This window comes from Myxosarcina sp. GI1 (genome assembly GCF_000756305.1).
GTDB lineage: Bacteria > Cyanobacteriota > Cyanobacteriia > Cyanobacteriales > Xenococcaceae > Myxosarcina.
On the sequence record NZ_JRFE01000014.1, the window covers coordinates 355,739 to 377,001 of the forward strand.

Consider the following 21,263-nt stretch of genomic DNA (forward strand, 5'->3'; position numbering starts at 1 on the left):
GATTGGTTGTCGATTTTACAGTTAAATATCAAACTGGTTAGGGCATTTCGCACAAAGTCCAGTATTTATTTAAAGCAACCATTACTTCGGCAAAATTGCCAAAGGTAACAGGCTTGAGAATATAGCCTGCTACGTTAAGATTATATGCTTCTACGCGATCGCGATCTTCGTCAGAAGTTGTCAAAACTATAACAGGTGTTAGCTTTAGTTCGGGATGTTCTCTAAGTTTGTGCAGAAATTCCAAACCGTTCATTTTGGGCATATTGAGATCGAGTAAAATCAGGCGGCGATTGGAAGGAATAACTTCTTGATGACCTTGAATCGCTCCTAGCTTTTCTAGAGCTTCAATACCGTTATTGGCAATATATAAAGGATTATAGATATTGCTTTTTTTGAAAGCGCGTTTGACGTTCATGATATCTACTTCATCATCTTCGACCAGCAAAATATTAATTACTCGTTCTTCCATAATTATCGCTCGATTTAGTTTAATAAACTGATTTGCGCCAGGTGAAATGAAAAGTACTACCGTTACCGAGTTCCGATTCTACTTCAATTTCTCCTCCTCTTTCTTCGACGGCTTTTTTAACAATTGATAAGCCAATTCCCGTAGCTTCTTTGCGATCGCGAGCTTCGAGAGTTTGAAAAATGCCAAAAATCTTTTCGTGATAATCGGAATTAATACCAGGACCATCATCACTGACGCTAAAGCGATAAAACTGACCGCAATCGCTGACCGAGATTGACACTTTTCCTGTCGAACGATGGTGATGGGCGATCGCATTACTAATTAAATTGGTAAATACTTGCTGTAATGGTATGTATTCGGAAACTACAGTAGGCATATTATCGTCAATTTCGACTGTAAAGCCCGAAGGAAGTTGTATGAGTCGAATAATTTTTTGCAGTAAAGCAGTTACATCTATAGTTTTTGGCTTCGACCTATCTCTACCAATACGAGAATATGCCAGTAAACCATTAATTAAATTTTCCAGACGCTGAACCCTACCTCTTAACAGATTCATTTGATGGCGCGTGTCTTCGGTTAATTTGTCTGCTAAATCTTCTTCAATCCACTGCGAAAGATTAGCAATAGCTCTCAGTGGTGCTTTGAGATCGTGAGAGGTAACATAGGCAAAGCGATCTAATTCCTGATTGCGTTTTTCCAGCTGCGCTGTGGTTTTTAAGAGCATGGCGTTAATCTTTGTTAGCTCTGTAGCTCTAGCTTGCAGCATTATTTGTGTTTGTTGGCGTTGGGTAATATCTTCTAAAATTAAACCTACTAAACGATTGGGTAGGGGAAAAGCTTGAAGGTTAAATGTTAAATCGCTCACACAGTCATTGAGGTTGGTTACTTCTCCTAAGTCTCGCACCTGCTGAGTTTCAATAACTTCAACACAGGCTTCAGGAATTTTTAGTTCGACCAAACGCGGAAAACACTCCGCCACATAGCAATCGACAGTCGGGCTGACGTCACACATCGAGAGTCTTGCGGCAGCGGGATTGAGATCGATTAGCTTGAAACTATTGGGGTTTTGAGGGTTGTCTAACCGCCAAACCATAATTCCAATTTGAATATTGTTAACAATATCGGCATAAAGCTCGATTTTTTGCTTTACTTGTTCTACTTCGGTTCGCGCTTCTCGCTCTCGAATTAGTAACAAATCTTTTTGGCGATCTGCTGCTTCTAACTGTGCGGTGCGCCGTTGGACTCTTTGCTCTAGCTGTTGATTGAGTTCGGCAATTTCTACTTCGGCTAATATGCGGTCGCTAACGTTACGCGATATAGAGACAATCTCGGCAATAGTTTGGCTATTAGGGCGATAAAGGCTACGGTTGGTAGTTTCCAGCCAAATATAGCTGCCGTCTCGATCGCGGAATCGATAGGTGTAGGTGTAAAACTCGGAATATTGTTCGATTTTGTTGGGAGTTTCTGTAAGTAAAAGGGCATCTTCGGGATGAAGAAAATCATAAATTGATTTTCCGATCATTTCCTCTGGCTGATAACCTAAAGTTGCTCTAGAAGCAGGAGAAACATACAAGAAAATTCCTTCTGGAGATTGAATGGAAATTAAATCGCTAGAATTGTCGGCAATTGTTCGATAGCGTTTTTCACTTTCTTCTAATGCTTGAAGAGTTTGTCTGGCTTCGGTAATATTCTGGAACAACGACACAAAATAAAGCGGCTCGTTTTGTTCGTTACGCATTATCGAAGTGCTAATGTTAAGCCATACTGGATATCCCTGTTTGTGCAAATAGCGTTTTTCTACCATGACGCTAACCCTTTCTCCAGACAATAGCTGGCGAGTATATTCTAAGTCACGCGGCAAATCTTCTGGGTGAGTAAGCTTTTGAAAAGTTGTCTGAGTTAATTCTGCCTGAGTGTAACCAATAATATTACACAAGGCAGGATTTGCTTCTAACCACCTTCCCTCTAGCGAAAGGATCGCCATACCTACTGCTGCTTGTTGAAAGGCACCATTAAAACGAATTTGACTATCTTTTAGAGCGCGTTCTATCTCGAGGCGATCGCTGATATCTCGCATTGCTGCCACTGCACCCAATTTTTCTCCCGTAGCTGTAATAATTGGGTCGCCACTTGCCAGAATATAGCGCGTTTTAGCGTTTTTGGGTTTGATAATCATTTCAACATTGCGTACTGATTCTCCTTGTAGAGCGCGAAACAGAGGAATGTCTTCTGGTTTCATCAATGTTTTGCCATCACTATGATAGAGATCGTAGTGTTCGCTCCAGTCAGTAGCAGTAATTGCTGCTTGTGGCAGTCCATGAAATTCTTGAGTAGCGCGATTAAACAAAGCCAATACTCCCTGGCGATCGCAAGCTACAATTCCTTCAGCAAGATTATCTAATAAGGCTTTGACAAATTCTTTTTCGGCAATCAACTCGGTTTTTATCCGCTCTGTCGCCTCAACTTTTTTTCCAACTCCCATCCATTCTACAATGCGATTTTGGCGATCGCGTATGGGCTTAACTTCGAAATTAAAACTCCAATAGTTGTCATTAAAATCTTTCAATCTAACAGATATCTGCCAGCAGTTTTGCAGTTGCACCGCTCGCTCGATTTTTGTCTTGAATTTGATTCTATCTTCTGGATGTATAGATTTTAAAAAAGCTCGCTCGACTGCTTCTGAATTTTCTAACCCCGTATATTTTTGCCAGGAAGAATTAGTGTAAATAATAGTTCCAGTTTTTTCTGCCAGCCAGACAATATCGCTATTAGAGGCGAGTAAATTATTATAGCGAGAGCGGCAAACAGCCAATTCTTGCTGTAATTTATCTATTTCTTGCTGACATGATTGCATTTTGATTTTTAAACTGGATTTAAACTTGCTGTGATTTTTACTCTAATTTTTTTTATAAAAAATAGATTATATGTACTGTATTTAATAATTTTGGCATTGTTTTCCTGTTTATATTAAATGATATTAAAGCTAATCTTTCCTCTAGCGGAGGAAAGAGTCTAAGCTGTTCTCTTTTAGATTACAGATTACTTTTTTATTTGTGACGAGGTAAGAGAGATGTAAGAAATTTGAGTAGCAAAAATTATTAACTTTGAGTTAAAAATAGTAGAATAATTTTTTTTGATTAGCTTTTCAAGCTTAAGCTATAGGTTTCAATTGTAAATATACAGCATTTTTCGGTTTTATTAAGTACACTGTAGTTTAATTAAGCTTGAGCTTCAATGCTTTATAGCAGTTAAATTAACTGCTACTTGCTACTTTTGTTAATCGCCATTAATATGAACTACTAACTCTCTTTGATGGCTGCGTTGACGGTGTTCCCACAGATAAATTCCCTGCCAGGTACCCAAAACCAACCTGCCTCCAGCAACTGGAATTTGTTCGGAAGTGTGGGTTAGTGCCGAGCGTATATGGGCTGGCATGTCGTCAGCACCTTCTGCATTGTGAACGTAACGCGATGGGTCTTCTGGTACTAGTTTGGCAAAAAAATTATTTAAGTCCTGAAGCACATCGGGATCGGCATTTTCTTGAATTACTAATGATGCCGATGTGTGCCTGACAAAAACCAGACACAAACCCGTATCGATTTTCGACTCTGCTACAATTTGCTCGACTTTGCTTGTAACTTTATGAAGAGATTTTCCCGTAGTTTTTAAGCGAAAAGCTTTTTGATACTGTTTCATATTCATTTAGCTCGTTCTCGTTCAACTTCAGTGTGACTAGTATTAGATTTTTTTTCATTGTTTGGCGAACCAGACCGATTAGCATCGGCTACTGCTGAGGGATCTAAGTTACAGCGAGTAAATAAGTGCTTGAGGACATTTTGTTGTTCTTCAGGAAGAGCGAACCACCAGGGAAGATGACCTTCTGGAGCACGTTCGGGATTGAAGTTTAACTGTTCGTAAAGCAAATAGCCTCCCGCACTAGCAATTTCACCCTGCTTCCAACCGACTTGAGTAGCAAAACTCCGCCAGGCTGCGGTTGAAAAATCGCCATTTCGATCGACATTTTGCCAGATTTTTTGCTGGGGTGTAAAACCAAACCGACCGCCACTGTACTGCTGCCAGAGACTATCGATAGTTCTAATGTCGCTACAGGCAAAATCAGCAATTGTTTTGAGTTCGATAAAGATGTTCTGGTTCTGTTGTTTGGCAGATGTAACGATGCGATCGATTAGTTGATAGGTTTGACGGTCTGCATCTTCCCACTTTTTGGCTTCGAGAAGTCGTTTTAAGGGTCTGTAGTCGATACTTGTGGTGGCAGAGATTAGTTTTGACTGCGGAGAACGCCTGGATGCTGCTTCGTTGGCTGTTGTAGTATTTGGTTGGGGTGAATTGCGATCGCTAGAAGCATCTAGAACATCTTCTGATGAAAAAGTAGGTATGGAAGAAATTCCAGATTCTGATGGTGTTGCTTCAGCAGCAGAACTTTCCTGGCGAATTTCTGAAGAAACTTTGGTTGTGTTTTCTTCTGAAGAAGTAGATTCATCGATCGCGGAGTTGGATGTATTGGAAGTCGTGTCGGGATTTGAATTTGCCTCCGTTTCTCGATTTTCTTCTGAAGGTTGAGGTTCGATAATTATTTCTGGTATTGCTGGAGTAGAATTATCGTTTGTATCGGAAACTGTAGATTGAGATTGATTTTGCGCGATCGCCTGTCGGTAAGCATTTATAGGAATGGCATAGTTGGAAGTCCCCCCAGTAATAGCATTAATATTAGCTTCACCATGAATACCAATTAGATTGCCGTATTTATCAAATACAGGACCGCCGCTCATTCCTGGAAACGCTTCACCGTTATAGATCAGCGAGTAGCCATTAGCAGTAGAATTTGGCAAGATTCCTACCAGGTTAGCAGCGAAAAAGCGATAATAACGGCTATTTTCTTGTCTTTGTTCCCCTGGATAACCAGCAAAATAAATGCTTTGTCCTTCTAGGATATTTCCCGAATCGCCTAATTCTGCTACCTGATAATTTTGATTGCTCTCAAACTTAACAATAGCTAAATCTAATTTGGCTATCTGTCTGATGCTGGTGGAATTTATTTGATGCTCTCTACCATCAATAGTTTGTAGCGAGTATTGTCCTGGATTTCTTACTACATGCCAATTGGTTAACACCGTGTAGACATTATTAGATTCGGCTATAATTGCTCCCGAACCGAGATTTGCGCCGTCTATACGCACGGTGATTTGTTTGGCGCGGAGGTTTATTTGTTCTGGTTGTAATGCTTGAGCTAGTTGGAGTTGCGTTTTAGGGCTTTGTATTTGATAGAGTGAACTCTTAGAGGAAGAAGTTTCCTCAATAAGAGACGCAGTAGTTCTACTAAAAGCTGGCTGTACGGTTGCGGCGATCGCACCTCCAAAAAATAATATAGAAATTATTTGCGAAAAGTTCATTGTTGCTTTGCCTCCAGCAAATCTGTCCGTCAGCCAAAATAATATTTAATGTTAGCCTCTATCTAGACGAGTATTTTCAATACCACGACTCGATTAGTTATCAATTATTTTATCTTCAACTATTTATAAATAAAGTTATAGCTTGTCAGCGCCGAGCAGGTTTAGCGGTGAGTTGCCAAGTTAGAATTATGTCTTAATCTTAATGACGACAAATTGTCTCTCGGTGTTTCCCAGAAAACAATCTCTATTTAAAACTAGACGAGCGCGCTGCTATTAACTTAGCAAACATCAAAAGCTTAAATTCAAACTCATTCTGGTATTTGGCAGTTTTCGATCGCTTTAGCTCTAGCCTGCATTTGAGCGACTAACTTTACAGGATTACTCACTAAATCGGAATCTAAAGTTATTGATGTCCAAGCAGAATCTTTAGCTGCTGAAATATCTGGCTTGGATTTTGGCTTTGGTATCAGGCTAATTCCCGCTTCAATCGGAATAGCCAGACTAGAATTAGTAATTAATTCTTGCAGGGGCGGGCAGGGTTGAGAGCCATCTTCGTAGTAGTCTGGTGCTTCCCAAAGTGGATAGGCATGTTTGCCGTTAACTCCAATGACTGTTCCATGAAGATCGAACAAAGGACCACCACTCATACCTTTTTCTACATCATTAGTATATCCAATTCGGTATCCTTCTTCTAACGCTCGCTCCAAAATTATTTGAATTCTTCCCGATCTCAGAGTAAAGCCAGGTAGCGGGGCATTTTTGTAGTTTTCAACTTCCGTTTGACTGAGTTTTTTGCTACTGGCTACAGCATAACCTGCCGCAAAAGCTGGTTCTCCTACGGTTAGAGATGAAGAACTACCGAAACTAGCAATATTGTATTGCACATCGCTAGTAAATTGTAATAAAGCCAGATCGTATTTTGAAGCTAATTTAGCTCTTCGTGCTGGATAAATTTTGCCGTCGGGAGTTTGTATAGAGTAAGGAGCTTGACCTGCCCTCAAGACGTGTTGATTGGTAATAACCGTATACAGGCTGCTTCGTTGTTGAATAATAAAACCCGAACCTAAAAAATTCTCACCTAGAATTTTAACGGTAATTTTGCTGGCTGTAGTGTTTACTCTAGCATTTAAACTATTAGGAAAAAATGCTGGAATTTTGTCAGACAAATATAGGCTGCTACTAGCTAAAAGCACACCAACACCAGCCAAAACTAGAGATAGTTTGACTGCTGTTTTCGGCTTCAAAGGTAAAAAGCGTTCATTTAAAAGCGAATTTAAACGATTCTTAGGTTTTTTATTTGGATCGAACAACTTTGTTTACTAACCCATTGAAATGGGGAACTTCAGCGATTTATTTATCCTTTTGCTATTTAGTAACGGGAACTTTTTCGAGAAATTTTTCTAAGTCGACATAAAATTCACCATCATTGTAAAAACCAGGATCGTCCGCACTTAAGGTTAGGGTTTGTCCGCTGACGCTACGACGAAAATCAACTAATCTAACTAAGGTTGCTTCTGGATCTGTTCCTTGTTTGAGAGTAATCAAGACATTCTTGTCTGGACATGTACCGCTACTAGAGTCGGCAACGCAGATTACTGGCTGTTGATTGACGTTACCCGTACGAATATACTTTAAATTTCCTTTATCCAGAAATTGTTGAAAACGCTGGGAAATTGCCAGGCATCTTTTTTGCGGAGTCCAGTCATTAGCAAAGGAATTTGCCCACTCAATCAGAGTTACTCTACCTCTGGGAGTGTTGACAAAAGTATTCCACTTACCGTTAAGCTGGGCGCAGTAGTAGGTATTATTTCTAGCTGAGGTAGCTGAGGGAAAAGCGATCGCGCTTCCTAAAACAACGCTTACTCCAGCAAGCATTCCAACTAAAGATCTTATCATGGCTTTCAATCTCAATTAATCTACTAATAGTTAATATTACGCAGAATATAGCGATATGTATTATTTATACTCACATTTAGAAATCGTTTTGCTCGGTCATGACAGTAAATATACTGTCCACTCAAAGAGTACTGGAAAATTTACGAGGTTTTCTTAGATCTCTCGTCTACTGAGCGTTACTCATTTAAAATAGCGGCTTCTACCTGTTCTCGCTCTAAATTACGTCCGATAACTACCAAACGAGTTTGACGAAGTTCGTCACCTTGCCACAGGCGATCGTAAAAGCGGTCGAAACGATTGCCAACACCTTGAATTACCAGACGCATGGGTTTTGTCGCTACATTAACAAAGCCTTTGATGCGATAGATTTCATGCTGTAGCAATAGCTGTTGTAATCGTTCGATTAAAATATTTGGTTCGAAGCTGCGATCGCAGACAATTTCTACTGCTTTAATATCATCGTCGTGTTCGTGGTCTGCTTCATCATCATGATGGGAGGGGCGATCGCTTAGATTATCCTCTACCGCAGCATTAAACCCGAGTAAAAGATCGGCAGCGATTTGTCCCCGTTCGGCGACGACAATTTTAACTCTCGGCGATAAGTCTTGCTTCAGCAGAGTTTTAATCCTCTCTACATCGGCAGCATTTACCAAGTCGGTTTTAGTTAACAGTACTAAGTCGGCACAGGCTAACTGATCTTCAAATAGTTCTTCGAGGGGAGTTTCGTGTTCTAGATTGGGATCGGCTTGACGCTGTGCTTCTAATGCCGCTAAATCTCCAGCGATCGCTCCATTGGCTAATGCCTGACAATCTACTACCGTAACCACTCCATCGACCGTAGCACTATTACGAATCTCGAACCAGCTAAAAGCGCGCACCAGAGGTTTTGGTAATGCCAGTCCCGAAGTTTCGATTAGCAAACAGTCTATTTTGTCTCTACGTTTGAGTAGTTCCTGCATAGTTGGATAAAACTCCTCTTGTACCGTACAGCACAGACAACCATTGGTTAGCTCGATAATATTCCCGTCAGGAGTTTCTTCCTCATCGCAAACTTGACAAGAGCGTAAAAGATCGCCGTCTATTCCTACCTCGCCAAATTCATTGACTATAACGGCAATCTTTCTTCCTTGATTATTTTGTAGCAAATGACGCACTAAAGTCGTTTTCCCCGCGCCGAGAAAACCTGAAATTACAGTTACGGGTATTTTGTGCATTTTATTTTGTTAGTAGTTAATGGTTGGTAGTTGGTTGACGATTGCTCGTCTTAACTTATTAATGTATTAGCTAAAAAAGCTACGCCGATACCGCAGATTGTAAAACCTGCAAATCGTAGGTTTAGATTAGAAGTATTATCGGACAAAGAATTTCTACTAATTACCAATCTTCCGATAGTAAAGACAGTCGCGCTTATAACTAGCTGAATCAAACAAAAGCCCAATAGATAACCACTCAAAGCGGTAGTTTCTGCACCAACTATTGATTCGCCGTAAGCATAACCGTGAAAAATTCCTGCTATGACGGTAAAGACAATTAACAAACCTGAATCAACTAAATTTTTTTGAGCCAAGAAAATTCCAACGATCGATACAGAACCAGTAATAATTACTTCTGGTAAAAACAAATCTATGCTTAATAAATGAATTCCCGTTCCTATTGCTGTGGCAGTAATGAAAACCAAGGGAATTACGCCTAATTTGTTGCTTAAAGCGGCTAACAATCCAATCGCAGCTACAAAAGCCAAGTGCTCTAAACCTATAACTGGATGAGCCAATCCTGACAAAAATCCTTCAGCAAAATTATCAGGAAGTATACCACCCATAGCGTGATGAGCTTGGGCGGGTTCGATTGCTATAAAGATAAACAGTAACCAACTAAAAATTGCTAAAGCGATCGCGCTAATTTTTTTTAGCGATCGCGCTACAAACGATAGAGCAGACATTATCCGTACCTCGCAGATATGTTCGAGCGAATTTTTGATTTTTATCGGCGGGCATCCTGACTTAGAGTATCGCAAAGATCTCTTTACAGTTGCGGGACAGCGTCAGATTTGCACTGAACTTTCCCCTTCACTCCTGATGGCTGACCCCCATCAGAACCGATATCGCAGACAAATATAAACCTACCATAAGATTGGTATAATCAGCTTTAAATCGAAGTTCAAATTATTATCGATCATGGCAGACTGGCAGACAGTAAGCGGTGGCATAACTGCACCCAAAGGATTCAAAGCGGCAGGGATCGCCGCAGGATTAAAAGCTTCGGGGGCAAAGGATTTAGCCCTGATTTTATCAGAATCTGAAGCGATCGCCGCTGGAGTATTTACCACTACCCAAGTAAGAGCCGCTTGTGTCGATTATTGTCGGAAGCGTCTGCAAGCCAAGGCTAGTGCCAGAGCAATTTTATGTAACGCAGGACAGGCTAATGCTGCCACGGGCGAAGCGGGTTGGAAAGACGCTCGGTTGTGTGCCGAACTACTAGGTAGAGAATTAAATATTGCTGAAGATTCGATTTTACTCGCATCAACGGGGGTTATCGGTCAGAGAATCAAAATAGAAGCTTTATCTCAAAGCTTACCCCAATTAGTTGCTGCTGCTTCTCTAGAAGGAGGTAAAGATGCTGCCGAAGCTATTGTAACTACCGATCTGGTAACTAAAGAAATTGCTTTAGAAACTACAATTGAAGGTCGTCCCGTCAGAATTGGCGGTATAGCCAAAGGTTCGGGCATGATTCATCCCAACATGGCGACTATGCTGGCATTTGTTACCTGTGATGCGGCAGTTTCGACTCAGCTATGGCAGCAGATGCTCAAGCGAGCCGCTAACAAAAGCTTCAATCAAGTTACTGTAGATGGGGACACTAGCACCAACGATACTTTATTAGCTTTGGCTAATGGGCAATCTCGCACCTCAGCAATTACCGAAAAAAGCAAAAATGCCGAAAAATTAGAGGCAATGTTAACCGCAGTCTGCCAACATTTAGCCAAAGCGATCGCTCGCGATGGTGAAGGAGCGACATGTTTGATAGAAGTACGAGTATCGGGAGCTAATGATGATAAAGCTGCCTCGGCAATAGCTAAAACTATTGCTGGCTCGTCTTTAGTCAAATCGGCAGTTTTTGGACGCGATCCTAACTGGGGCAGAATTGCTGCTGCCGCAGGTAGGGCAGGAGTTAAATTTCACCAGGACGAACTAAACATAAGGCTGGGCGATTTGCAACTCATGCAAAACGGACAACCTCTTCCTTTCGATCGCGCTGCGGCTAGTAACTATCTCAGACAAGCCGCCGCAGGAGAATATTTGCAAAACGACACGGTATTAATTGAGGTTTCGATCGGAGTTGGTAGTGGAACCAGTGTCGCCTGGGGTTGCGATTTGACTTATAAATATGTAGAGATTAATGCTGAATATACAACTTAAATAGAGGTAGAGGAGTAGAAAAGGTTTTAGGTACTAGTAGGGACTGGGGGACTAGGGGAACTCTCTAGTAGAGTGAAGCCTCCCCGTCTCTTATGACTTCCTACTTTCTACTTCCTACTTTATTAAGCTGCTTCCCAAAGTTCTTTAATTTTTCCTGGAAGAAACTCAGCAATTTCATTCGCTCTTTCTGCTGATAATTCACCTTTGGTGGCAGAAAAGATTGCTTTGATTACTTTCTCGCTATCTGTACCTTTTGGTAGTCCTCCTTCTTGTTTGACTCGAAAGAAGAAAGTTTCGTCGTCGAATTTTAACGGCGGACGAACTTTACTCAACCAGGATACGATTGGATTTTCGTCTTTCCACAGTTGGGCAATTTCTTCCTGCAATCTTTTTTGGTCGGTAGGTTCGGCAGGATCGTGCAGTTCCGACTCTACGTTTTCGGCAGCTTCAGTAGTCATCAAGTCTCGCATGGTGCGATAGACTACAGTGACTAAATCTCTAGCATCAAATATATCTGGCAGTTCGGCTTTGAGAGCAACTTCTTCGAGAAAAGGAGTGTCTCGGTCGACAATTTGTGACGATGGTCCCGAACCCAATGATTCTGGAGGTTTTTCTTCCATGCGATCGAGCATTTTTTGACCTTTATCGGTTAATTCAGCGCGATTGAACCTAATTAAATGCGGCAGTGGTCCGTCGGGTGCGCCCAAAGTGTTAGCAATACTAAAGTCTACTTCGTCTGAATCGATAACATCTGGTACATCTTCCTGATTGGCATAGGCATTGCCTGTAAAATCAGCTTCGATATATTTTTTTTGATTGAGATAATCTAAATGACCGAGAAAATCAGATACGGTCATATTTCTACCAGTAAAATCCGTACTGCTAAAATCTACCCTGTTATCATTGCCTTCTCCTGCTTTAATTTTTTGTAGCAGGATGTACATAATGTCCTCTTTTAAATTAATAGGCATATCTTTTCTTTTATGAATTCTGTATTTATTTTTTGCTAAATCGAGTCCTTTGGCAATAGTTAAATTTATTTATATGTATAAAGTAGAGTGTTTTGTGTTTAAAGAGGGATCGACCCAGGCTACAGTAATACAGGGTTTTTTTCTAACATACATCTACCAAAAGAACTAAATAAGCTTCTTAAATTAAGCATTCGCAGTTTTGCGTCTTTTATTCGGACGTTGGAAAAACTTTATTATTCACAAGCTAAAATTGAGCAACTTTACCTATTGCTATTAGTTTTTGATTAGTCTATATGAAGGCTATTACGTACTAACCACAAATAACTTGTTTAAATTTTCAATTTTTACATTGAATTTTTGCCGTGCGATCGCTATTTTAATTAGCGCTCACTTATTTAAAACTCAAGGGTTAACAATAAGAGACATTAATTAATTCCTAAGACAAGTTAAAGATTTGACTGCGATCGCGGGGATCGTTTTAGGATAAGCAAGACAGTAAAGTAGAAAAGTCTTCAGTGCTTTGTACTATTTGCAAATCTCATAAAACTATCAATTGAGTCAAGCTTCAGGAAAACAGGAATATAATATACCCATGATAAATAATTTAATTTAGTTATCTAAAATAGTGAAAATTTAAATCGACTATTGTTTAAGGTACATTTCGCCCTCAAATACTGCGCTGTAAGAAGGGCGATTTTAATGTCTTGGTGTCGATCGCACATATATATAAAATTAAGGAGAATACATGACTGCAACTGTTGATAAACAGATCGAATCACAACAGCCAGAGGTAAAAAAATCCAGCCCTCGTAAAATTGGCATACCTAAAGAAATATATGAAACCGAACGACGTGTAGCTGCAACTCCCAATACCGTCAAAAAGTTGCAGAAGCTTGGTTTTGAAATTTTGGTCGAGTCGGGTGCGGGAGAAAGAGCCGACTTTAGCGATAAAGCTTTCCAAAAAGCAGAATGCAAAATCGTTCCCGACGCTAAAACTTTGTGGGCGGAAGCCGATATTATTCTTAAAGTACGCGCTCCCGAAGCTTCAGAAATAGAAACGATGCCAGAAGGCAAAACTATTATTAGTTTTATCTGGCCCGCGCAAAATGAAGAATTATTAAATAAGCTCGCATCCCGCAATGCTACAGTGTTGGCGATGGATTCAATTCCTAGAATTAGCCGCGCTCAAAAAATGGATGCTCTTAGTTCGATGGCAAATATTGCTGGCTATCGGGCTGTCATTGAGGCGGCTAATAACTTTGGACGCTTTTTTACAGGACAAATCACCGCCGCAGGCAAAGTTCCCCCTGCTAAAGTTTTAGTAATTGGTGCGGGTGTAGCGGGCTTAGCTGCTATTGGTGCTGCTAGAAGCCTGGGTGCTGTAGTGCGGGCATTCGATACTCGTCCTGTGGTCAAAGAACAGGTAGAAAGTCTCGGTGCCGAATTTCTGGAACTGGAGTTTGAAGAAGACGGTACTGGTGCTGGTGGTTATGCCAAAACCATGAGTAAAGAGTTTATCGATGCGGAAATGGCTTTGTTTAGAGAGCAAGCCAGAGAAGTCGATATTATTATTACTACTGCCTTAATCCCAGGCAAACCCGCACCTAAGTTGATTCTTACCGATATGGTAGAAACCATGAAAGAAGGTTCGGTAGTAGTTGACTTAGCAGCAGAACAGGGAGGTAACTGCGAAGTAACCAAACCCAATGAAGTCTATCAATACGATGGGGTAACTATTATCGGTTTGACCGACTTACCCAGTCGTATGGCAGCACAGTCTAGTCAGCTTTACGGAACTAATCTCTGGCATCTGCTTAAAGATATGGGTGGTGCGGAAGATTATAAAGTAGACTACGAAGACCAAGTAGTGCGCGGTGCGCTTGTACTTCACGAAGGTAAGATAACCTGGCCTCCACCAAAAATTGAAAATCCCTCTCCCACACCTCCGCCAAAGGCGAAAGCTGCGACAGCATTAGACAGTCAAAAAGAAGAGAAAAAAGCTTCGGGTGGCTTCTTGTGGTTGCTTATTGCTGGTTTAGCTTTACTTGGAATTGGTGTTGGTGCGCCTTCTTCTTTCCTATCTCACTTTACCGTGTTTATTCTGGCTTGTTTTGTTGGTTGGCAGGTAATTTGGAACGTTACTCCTGCTTTACATACACCCTTAATGAGTGTCACCAATGCTATTAGCGGCATTATTATTTTAGGAGGTATGTTGCAGATTTCTGGCGAAATAACTTCTGCCCCTGTAATTCTTGGCGCGATCGCAATTTTGGTAGGAACAATTAACATCTCTGGCGGTTTTCTCGTTACCCAACGAATGCTGAAAATGTTCCAGAAATAAATATTCATACATTATCAATTTTGAGGGCGAACTGTCCTTCGCCCCTACCGATACATTCTTAATTTTTGCAAAAAATATGTCTAGCAATCTCGTAACCGTCGCTTATATTGCGGCAAGTGCCTTGTTCATCCTTAGTCTGGGGGGACTATCCAACCAGGAAACCGCCCGTAAAGGTAATCTTTTCGGTATTATTGGTATGGCGATCGCTCTTACCGCTACTGCCTTAAGCTCCCAGGTTCACAGTTACACTACTCTTGCGGCTGCCGTTATTCCTGGAGCAATTATCGGCTCTATTTTAGCCGCTAGAGTGGCAATGACTTCCATGCCTGAATTAGTAGCAATTCTGCATAGCTTTGTCGGTTTAGCTGCCGTATTAGTAGGTATTTCCAATTATTTGCAGCCAAACTCGAACTTAGTTGGTGTTGAAGCTACTATCCACGAAATTGAAATTTTTGTCGGTGTCTTTATCGGTGCCGTTACCTTTACGGGTTCGGTTGTGGCATTTAGCAAGCTTAATGGTTTAGTGGGAAGCAAACCTCTAATGTTACCCGCCCGTCATTTAATTAATATTGGTTTATTAGTCGGTTCTGTAGTTTTAGGCGTGCAGTTTATGGGTACGGAAAACGGACTGCAACCTTTACTCATCATGACTGGTTTGGCTGGCGTTCTTGGTTTCTTATTAGTTATGGGTATTGGCGGCGCAGATATGCCCGTAGTTATCTCTATGCTTAACAGCTATTCTGGCTGGGCGGCAGCAGCAGCTGGCTTTATGCTCAACAACGATGTGCTAATCGTTACGGGTGCTTTAGTTGGTAGTAGCGGCGCGATCCTCAGCTACATCATGTGCGAAGCGATGAATCGTTCGTTTATTAGCGTTATTTTAGGTGGATTTGGCGAGGGTTCCAGCAGTGCTGGCAAAGGAGAAGCCCAACCAATGGGCGAAGCAACTGCTACTAATGTTGAAGAAGTTGCCGAACTTCTCAATGATGCTAAAAGCGTAGTTATCGTTCCTGGTTACGGTATGGCGGTAGCGCAAGCACAACACGCCGTTTCCGATATTACTAACATTCTTCGCAAACGCGGTAAAGAAGTGCGTTTTGGTATTCATCCCGTAGCAGGCAGAATGCCAGGACACATGAACGTACTTTTAGCCGAAGCTAAAGTCCCCTACGATATCGTGTTGGAAATGGATGAAATTAACGATGATTTGTCCAATACTGATGTAGTTTTAGTGATTGGTGCCAACGATACAGTCAATCCTAGTGCGTTGGAAGATCCCAATAGCCCTATTGCAGGTATGCCTGTAATGGAAGTCTGGAAAGCTCAAAACGTTGTGGTCATGAAGCGTAGCTTGGGAATTGGCTATGCAGGAGTAGATAATCCCTTGTTCTATATGGACAATAACCAAATGCTCTATGGCGATGCTAAACAGAATGTTAGCGCATTATTGAGTCAGTTGTCTGCAAGTGAAACTAAGAAAGAGTTAGTAACTGCTTAGTTTGAAACTTCTTTTTTTTAAAACTTAAGCGTAAGCGTCCCTCTTTAATTTAAGAGGGATTTTTTTGTACCCTTTCTTGCAAAGAACTGCTATAGCAATAAGTTTTAAAGTTAAGATACAAAATAAAATCCTCGGTAGTTATTAAACGGCGAGAAGTATCTAATAAAGGAAACTCTGCTAAATAAAGTTCTGTTGCTTCCTTTAAATTAGCCACAGCTTCTTCGACGCTTTCTCCTTGACTTGTTCGTTCCTACTTCGGGACATTCTGCTATATAAACATTCTCTTCCCAATATAAAATAGCAGTTGAGGTTTTAATTTTATTAGATAAAGAATTGGTATTCATATATATAAATAAATCTTAATCGCTCTTTCTTAAGTCCTTCAATTATTAGCAGACAGCTTCTAAATTTGTTTTATATAGTTCTTGAAACTGTTCAATCATTTCATTAGTTACAATGTTATTAATATTATTCAGATTAGCAATTATATAATCAAAAACTTTTTTAGTTTCTTGCAGAGGATTTATACGTTCTTCACCGCAAGCATTTCTAAACCGATTGGTAATGCGGCGAAATTTCATATAATCACTAAAATATAATAATTGGTTTTCACTGAAATCACCCGATTCTTTTAATGATTTATATAACTGAATGCTAGGTTCAAAAGCATTCGTGAGCGCAATATAAGTATGTTTAGGAGTTTTGCCTTTTTCTTTAGTAAAGCTACTATCTATTTCATGTTGTTGTTTGACATAAGTAATATTTCGATAGCCATTAATGCAATTACTTACAAAAAAAGAAAAGCAAGAATAATCTTCATCGTAAAAGTAATAAAGATCGTTTGACAGCATCCAATTATTAAAATGTTCTTCGTAATCCATTAGAGGTTCTAGTCGATCGGGATGTATTCTACATGTTTCCGTACATCCATCATTTTGAATTGTATAACTGGAATCAAATTTAATAATATTAATATTGCAATGATTGCCATAAGGTGCGGGACAACTGTAGCGATCTGGCATTATTTGTTTAAAATTGTACCCGTCAACAATATAAGAACTACCCTCTAACAAATCTAAACCTCGCTCAAATATCTCATCGATGGGTAACATTTGCCCGCCAGAGGTCATAAACTTATGGTCTTTAGTGGCTTTAATAGTTGCACCATTTTCTAAAGTATATTCAAAAACTTCTTGTTCGCCGCGATCGTGCCATTGCTCGATTGATTGTATATAGAAAAAACCGCTTTCAGCCCTTGTGTAGACATGACAGTTTATTCGTTTTTCTACAATTTCACCAATAGGCAACGCGCCATATTTCAACGTTAAAACTTCGGTATCGTAACTCAAACAATACTCGGCAAACACCACCATTTCATCAAATAAGCTATTAGCAAGTTGTTTGCTAACGCCATTTTTAGCCGAACCATCGATAAATTTTTCGCGATGTTTTTCCATTTCGGCTAATTTTTTCTTACCCATACATCGCCGTAACAAATCGGCTTCACCGAGAGAATAACCAGCTAAATCTTGAGCAATTTTCATGATCTGCTCTTGATAGACAATTACTCCGTAAGTCTCATTTAAAATTGGTTTTAATAGCGGATGTTGATAGGTAACTTGTTCTTGCCCGTGTTTGCGTTTGATAAATTTGGGAATTAGTCCCGCATCTAGAGGACCAGGGCGATAGAGAGCCGAAATTGAGGAAATATCTTCAATACCAGAAGGTTTTAAATCTCTAGTAATCTGTTTCATGCCGTCAGATTCTAGCTGAAATATTCCCTCTAAATTTCCCGCTCGAAATAGCTTATGGGTTTCTTGTATGTCTTCTGGCAGCTTTTTTTGTTTGCCTTTAGCTAATATTTCTAAAGCTTTGCGTTCGTCTAAGGGTATTTGGTCTAAGTCTAAATGAACATTTCTAGTTCTGGCAACTAAATTAGCAGCGCGTTGAATAGTAGTGAGATTTTTTAAGCCCAAAAAGTCCATTTTCAATAAACCCAAGGCTTCTAAATCTTCCATATAATATTGAGTGATTACCGACCCGTCATTGTTCTTTTGTAGGGGAACAATTTCGTCTAAAGGTTGGGAAGAAATAACTACTCCTGCGGCATGAACTCCAAAGGTTTTATTAGTACCTTCTATTCGCATTGCCATATCAACCCACTGACGCACCGTTACCGTTCCGACTTCCTCTTTACGGTCGTTGTAAACTTTTACCGTAGCGTTTTCATAAGCATCTCTAAAAGCTGGTTCTGGTGTTTTTTCAGAAACCATTACTTTTAGCTTGGTAGGCTTACCGCGAACTACGGGGATCATTTTAGCAATGCGGTTTTGATCGGCAAAATCTACACCTAGTACTCTACCGACATCTTTTAACACCGCCTTGGAAGTCATGCGGTTAAAGGTAATAATTTGGGCGACATTATCCTCACCATATTTATCGGTAACATACCGAATCATTTCTTCCCTGCGATCGGGGCAAAAATCCGTATCTACATCAGGCATTGATTTCCGTTCGGGGTTTAGAAACCTCTCGAACAACAAACCGTGATGAATGGGATCGATATTGGTGATTTTGAGACAATATGCCACTAACGAACCTGCCGCCGATCCCCTACCAGGTCCAACAGGGATATCATTGTCCCTTGCATATTTAATGTAGTCCCAAACGACTAAAAAGTAAGTGGAAAACCCTTTTTCCTGCATTACCTTTAATTCGGTTTGCAGTCTTTGTTTGTATACGGGATCGATTTCGGAATGGTGACGACATTTTAATCTTTCTAGTAATCCCTGCCAGGTTACTTCTTCTAAATAGCTATCGGCAGTATGTCCCAACGGCACGGGATAATCGGGTATGCGAGGTTCGCCTAAGATGTTATATGCTTGAACTTTGTCGGCAACTTCTAAAGTATTGTTAATCGCTTCTTCGATAACGTCATCGGGTAGATGATCGCGGAACAATAACTTCATTTCTACGGCAGATTTTAAATATTCCGTACCACTATAGCGCAATCTTTTATCGTCGGTAATGCGTTTTTGAGTCAGAATGCACAGTAAGGCATCGTGTGCTTCTACGTCATAACAGGAAATAAAGTGAGAGTCGTTAGTAGCAACGATTTTAATTCCTAGTTCTCTGGCAATTTTGACTATGCTAACGTTAACAATACGATCTTCTGGCGAACCGTGATCTTGTATTTCCAGGTAATAGTCATCGCCAAATACATCCTGATACCATTTAGCTACTTTTTTAGCTTCGTCATAATTGTTTGCCAGCAGTCTTTGCGGAACTTCACCACCCAAACAGGCACTAGTAACGATCAAACCTTCATGGTATTTTTCCAACAGTTCTTTATTTACACAAGGACGTGCAAAGATCCCGCTACCTTGAAAGCCTTTGAGATGAGAAATAGTAGTTAGCTTGACTAAGTTGCGATAACCCTGAGTGTTTTTGGCTAAAACAACCTGATGAAATTTTTTGTGGCGTTTTTTCTTTTCTTTGGGGTTGATTTCAATGTCGCCATTGATGACGTACATTTCATTGCCAATTATCGGCTTGATGCCTTTGTTGCGACAGACTTTTATTAGTTCGATCGCGCCATACATCACCCCATGATCTGTCAGTGCGATCGCAGGCATTTCTAATTCTAAAGCGCGATCGATCAACTGCGGGATCTGTGAAGCACCATCGAGTAAACTATAGTCGCTATGAATGTGTAAGCCAACAAAAGTCATTTTTCAGTTAACAGTGAGCAATGAGCAGTTACTTATTATTAACGATTTGCTTCTGTTGTGGGGAGGATAGTAAGAATATTTAATTTAGACTGGAGAGTAGAGCGATCGCTTCTGGTATAAAATTATGATTACTTACAAAACTTTGTCTTGAAACAATAGAAACAATAATTGTTTCATTATAGCTATGGTGGAAACTATAAATAGGGAAACAATTGTCGATCCCAACTATATTTATTTTATTTTTGATGGAAAATATTTCAAAGCTGGTTATTCAAAAAATCCTAAAAAAAAGAATGTTTGATTTGCAGATTGGATGTTCGGAAAAAAATCTTTATTTAGGTGCGTTGATACGTCTTCCTAATAAACATTACGCATTTATCTTAGAGCAAGAATTGCATAACATTTTAAAAAATTATGAAAATGTTCATGTAAAAGGAGAATGGTATGACCTGCTCAATGATGATAATAACCAAGAATACGATTTATTATCAGCTTGTTTTACATATTGTGCTATTAGGGTTGCAGATGGCTTGAATTTAGATATTGATGAAGTTTTTTCTGAATATTATGATAATAAAAAAAGATTGCTAGATCTTGTAGAAATATGTTACGAATGATTATTTATTTCGACCAGCTAAAATGTGTTTAATATAATTTATATAATTGAGCGTCATCATTTATCTTAAATGCGCTTTCTTTTAATAGGTACGAGCGAGCACTAATCTAAGAAGATACGGCGAACTTTCTGACTTCTGGTAATGCTTCGCCTTCTTCTATAGCAGATTCAATTAATAACTCTAATACCTCTTCGGCATTCTTTAGTGCTTCAGCATAGGTATTGCCATGAGTATGACAAAATTCGCCCCATTCTGGCAGGCTAGCGATAAAACAATTGTCTTCGTCCGACCATTGAATAATAACGGTATAGTTGGGATTTTTCATAAGCTACTACTTTATGTCTTTTAGTGTTTTTAAAGCCTTCTCTACATCTCTTTCTTGATACAGTTTTGCATCGCTTCCATCTTTTCCCGATATTACTATTTTCCCAGATAATAATGGATGCGACCATTTTGTATGACTTCCCTTGCCACTGCTTTCTTTAAATCCTGCTTTGCGTAATATATTTTTTAGTTCTCTAACCTTTTTAGGTATTTAGCAGATTTGATTCATTTTCTTTATTTTACTAGCGAAAGAAAAACAGGGTTTCCCTCCTCTTGCTCCCGATTTTGTAATTGAGTTAGTAAGTCCTAGCGATCTTAAAAATCAGAGATATGAAGATTTACAAGAGAAAATGCGGGAATATATTGATAACGGTGTTCGACTTGGATGGTTAATCGAACCCTCAGTAAAAACTGTAGAAATTTATCGTCTTAACAAACAAGTAGAAATTTTAAATAATCCCAAAACGCTATCGGGAGAGAATGTTTTATCTGGATTTATTTTGGATCTAAGCGAGATTTTTTAGTTGTTTGTATTTTGCGATCGCACCATACATTATCCCACGATCGGTAAGCCCGATAAGCCTTTGGT

General features: G+C 39.9%; 15 protein-coding genes, 3 pseudogenes and 1 riboswitch. Of the genes and pseudogenes, 5 read left to right on the forward strand and 13 right to left on the reverse strand.

Going from position 1 to position 21,263, the window contains the following annotated elements:
- Positions 1-37 precede the first annotated feature (37 nt).
- The 8 genes from KV40_RS08480 to KV40_RS08515 form a co-directional block, all read right to left on the reverse strand.
- The gene (locus tag KV40_RS08480; RefSeq protein ID WP_036479896.1) at positions 38-469 is read right to left on the reverse strand and encodes a response regulator; all 432 of its coding nucleotides are present in this window, start codon (positions 467-469) and stop codon (positions 38-40) included.
- Between the two features lie 19 nt (positions 470-488).
- Positions 489-3,323, reverse strand: coding sequence for a PAS domain S-box protein (locus tag KV40_RS36640; protein ID WP_052055479.1), 2,835 nt, complete (start codon positions 3,321-3,323; stop codon positions 489-491).
- A gap of 422 nt (positions 3,324-3,745) precedes the next feature.
- The gene (locus KV40_RS08490; protein ID WP_036479898.1) at positions 3,746-4,165 is read right to left on the reverse strand and encodes a secondary thiamine-phosphate synthase enzyme YjbQ; all 420 of its coding nucleotides are present in this window, start codon (positions 4,163-4,165) and stop codon (positions 3,746-3,748) included.
- A gap of 2 nt (positions 4,166-4,167) precedes the next feature.
- Positions 4,168-5,880, reverse strand: a complete 1,713-nt coding sequence (locus KV40_RS32015; RefSeq protein WP_052055480.1) for a GUN4 domain-containing protein — start codon at positions 5,878-5,880, stop codon at positions 4,168-4,170.
- Between the two features lie 308 nt (positions 5,881-6,188).
- Complete coding sequence (locus KV40_RS08500) at positions 6,189-7,124, reverse strand: serine protease (protein ID WP_172657253.1); 936 nt, start codon at positions 7,122-7,124, stop codon at positions 6,189-6,191.
- 121 nt (positions 7,125-7,245) lie between these two features.
- On the reverse strand, positions 7,246-7,776 hold the full coding sequence (locus tag KV40_RS08505) for a COP23 domain-containing protein (RefSeq protein ID WP_036479901.1): 531 nt from the start codon (positions 7,774-7,776) through the stop codon (positions 7,246-7,248).
- Between the two features lie 176 nt (positions 7,777-7,952).
- Positions 7,953-8,990 (reverse strand): cobalamin biosynthesis protein CobW, encoded by a 1,038-nt coding sequence (gene cobW / locus KV40_RS08510; protein ID WP_036479903.1) that lies wholly within the window; start codon positions 8,988-8,990, stop codon positions 7,953-7,955.
- Positions 8,991-9,040: 50 nt separating this feature from the next.
- On the reverse strand, positions 9,041-9,715 hold the full coding sequence (locus KV40_RS08515; RefSeq protein ID WP_036479906.1) for a HupE/UreJ family protein: 675 nt from the start codon (positions 9,713-9,715) through the stop codon (positions 9,041-9,043).
- 28 nt (positions 9,716-9,743) lie between these two features.
- Positions 9,744-9,891: riboswitch (cobalamin riboswitch) on the reverse strand.
- 59 nt (positions 9,892-9,950) lie between these two features.
- On the opposite strand from KV40_RS08515, the gene argJ reads away from it, so the two are divergent.
- Positions 9,951-11,192: a bifunctional ornithine acetyltransferase/N-acetylglutamate synthase gene (gene argJ / locus KV40_RS08520; RefSeq protein ID WP_036479909.1), complete on the forward strand. Its 1,242-nt coding sequence runs from the start codon at positions 9,951-9,953 to the stop codon at positions 11,190-11,192.
- Between the two features lie 122 nt (positions 11,193-11,314).
- On the opposite strand, the gene KV40_RS08525 is transcribed toward argJ, so the two are convergent.
- On the reverse strand, positions 11,315-12,163 hold the full coding sequence (locus KV40_RS08525; protein WP_036479912.1) for a DUF2267 domain-containing protein: 849 nt from the start codon (positions 12,161-12,163) through the stop codon (positions 11,315-11,317).
- 745 nt (positions 12,164-12,908) lie between these two features.
- Here KV40_RS08525 and pntA point away from each other — a divergent pair.
- Both pntA and pntB read left to right on the forward strand, forming a co-directional pair.
- Positions 12,909-14,504 (forward strand): Re/Si-specific NAD(P)(+) transhydrogenase subunit alpha, encoded by a 1,596-nt coding sequence (gene pntA, locus KV40_RS08530; RefSeq protein ID WP_036479915.1) that lies wholly within the window; start codon positions 12,909-12,911, stop codon positions 14,502-14,504.
- 76 nt (positions 14,505-14,580) lie between these two features.
- Positions 14,581-16,002 carry a Re/Si-specific NAD(P)(+) transhydrogenase subunit beta gene (gene pntB, locus KV40_RS08535; protein ID WP_036479917.1) on the forward strand — a complete coding sequence of 474 codons (1,422 nt, stop codon included), beginning with the start codon at positions 14,581-14,583 and terminating at the stop codon, positions 16,000-16,002.
- A gap of 49 nt (positions 16,003-16,051) precedes the next feature.
- Here the strand turns inward: pntB and KV40_RS37280 are convergent.
- Together KV40_RS37280 and KV40_RS08545 are read right to left on the reverse strand one after the other, a co-directional pair.
- Positions 16,052-16,346: pseudogene (locus KV40_RS37280) on the reverse strand (type II toxin-antitoxin system HicB family antitoxin).
- Between the two features lie 726 nt (positions 16,347-17,072).
- Positions 17,073-19,733 (reverse strand): annotated as a pseudogene (locus KV40_RS08545) (DNA polymerase III subunit alpha); the annotation flags it as partial.
- A gap of 245 nt (positions 19,734-19,978) precedes the next feature.
- On the opposite strand from KV40_RS08545, the gene KV40_RS08550 reads away from it, so the two are divergent.
- Complete coding sequence (locus KV40_RS08550; protein WP_036479920.1) at positions 19,979-20,350, forward strand: GIY-YIG nuclease family protein; 372 nt, start codon at positions 19,979-19,981, stop codon at positions 20,348-20,350.
- 106 nt (positions 20,351-20,456) lie between these two features.
- Here the strand turns inward: KV40_RS08550 and KV40_RS08555 are convergent, their stop codons facing one another.
- Together KV40_RS08555 and KV40_RS33265 are read right to left on the reverse strand one after the other, a co-directional pair.
- Positions 20,457-20,675, reverse strand: a complete 219-nt coding sequence (locus tag KV40_RS08555; protein ID WP_036479923.1) for a type II toxin-antitoxin system HicB family antitoxin — start codon at positions 20,673-20,675, stop codon at positions 20,457-20,459.
- A gap of 6 nt (positions 20,676-20,681) precedes the next feature.
- Entirely contained in the window at positions 20,682-20,885 is a 204-nt protein-coding gene (locus KV40_RS33265) for a type II toxin-antitoxin system HicA family toxin (protein ID WP_072013810.1), read from the reverse strand.
- Between the two features lie 28 nt (positions 20,886-20,913).
- Between KV40_RS33265 and KV40_RS08560 the strand changes: the two are divergent.
- A pseudogene (locus KV40_RS08560) lies at positions 20,914-21,198 on the forward strand (Uma2 family endonuclease); the annotation flags it as partial.
- Between the last annotated feature and the right edge of the window lie 65 nt (positions 21,199-21,263).

Excerpts from the sequence above, each read along its gene's own strand:
- cobW (WP_036479903.1), bottom strand. The coding sequence starts at position 8,990 with ATGCACAAAATACCCGTAACTGTAATTTCAGGTTTTCTCGGCGCGGGG.
- KV40_RS08490 (WP_036479898.1), bottom strand. The coding sequence starts at position 4,165 with ATGAAACAGTATCAAAAAGCTTTTCGCTTAAAAACTACGGGAAAATCT.
- pntA (WP_036479915.1), top strand. The coding sequence starts at position 12,909 with ATGACTGCAACTGTTGATAAACAGATCGAATCACAACAGCCAGAGGTA.
- KV40_RS36640 (WP_052055479.1), bottom strand. The coding sequence starts at position 3,323 with ATGCAATCATGTCAGCAAGAAATAGATAAATTACAGCAAGAATTGGCT.
- KV40_RS08515 (WP_036479906.1), bottom strand. The coding sequence starts at position 9,715 with ATGTCTGCTCTATCGTTTGTAGCGCGATCGCTAAAAAAAATTAGCGCG.
- KV40_RS08480 (WP_036479896.1), bottom strand. The coding sequence starts at position 469 with ATGGAAGAACGAGTAATTAATATTTTGCTGGTCGAAGATGATGAAGTA.
- pntB (WP_036479917.1), top strand. The coding sequence starts at position 14,581 with ATGTCTAGCAATCTCGTAACCGTCGCTTATATTGCGGCAAGTGCCTTG.
- KV40_RS08505 (WP_036479901.1), bottom strand. The coding sequence starts at position 7,776 with ATGATAAGATCTTTAGTTGGAATGCTTGCTGGAGTAAGCGTTGTTTTA.
- argJ (WP_036479909.1), top strand. The coding sequence starts at position 9,951 with ATGGCAGACTGGCAGACAGTAAGCGGTGGCATAACTGCACCCAAAGGA.
- KV40_RS08550 (WP_036479920.1), top strand. The coding sequence starts at position 19,979 with ATGGAAAATATTTCAAAGCTGGTTATTCAAAAAATCCTAAAAAAAAGA.
- KV40_RS08525 (WP_036479912.1), bottom strand. The coding sequence starts at position 12,163 with ATGCCTATTAATTTAAAAGAGGACATTATGTACATCCTGCTACAAAAA.
- KV40_RS32015 (WP_052055480.1), bottom strand. The coding sequence starts at position 5,880 with ATGAACTTTTCGCAAATAATTTCTATATTATTTTTTGGAGGTGCGATC.
- KV40_RS08555 (WP_036479923.1), bottom strand. The coding sequence starts at position 20,675 with ATGAAAAATCCCAACTATACCGTTATTATTCAATGGTCGGACGAAGAC.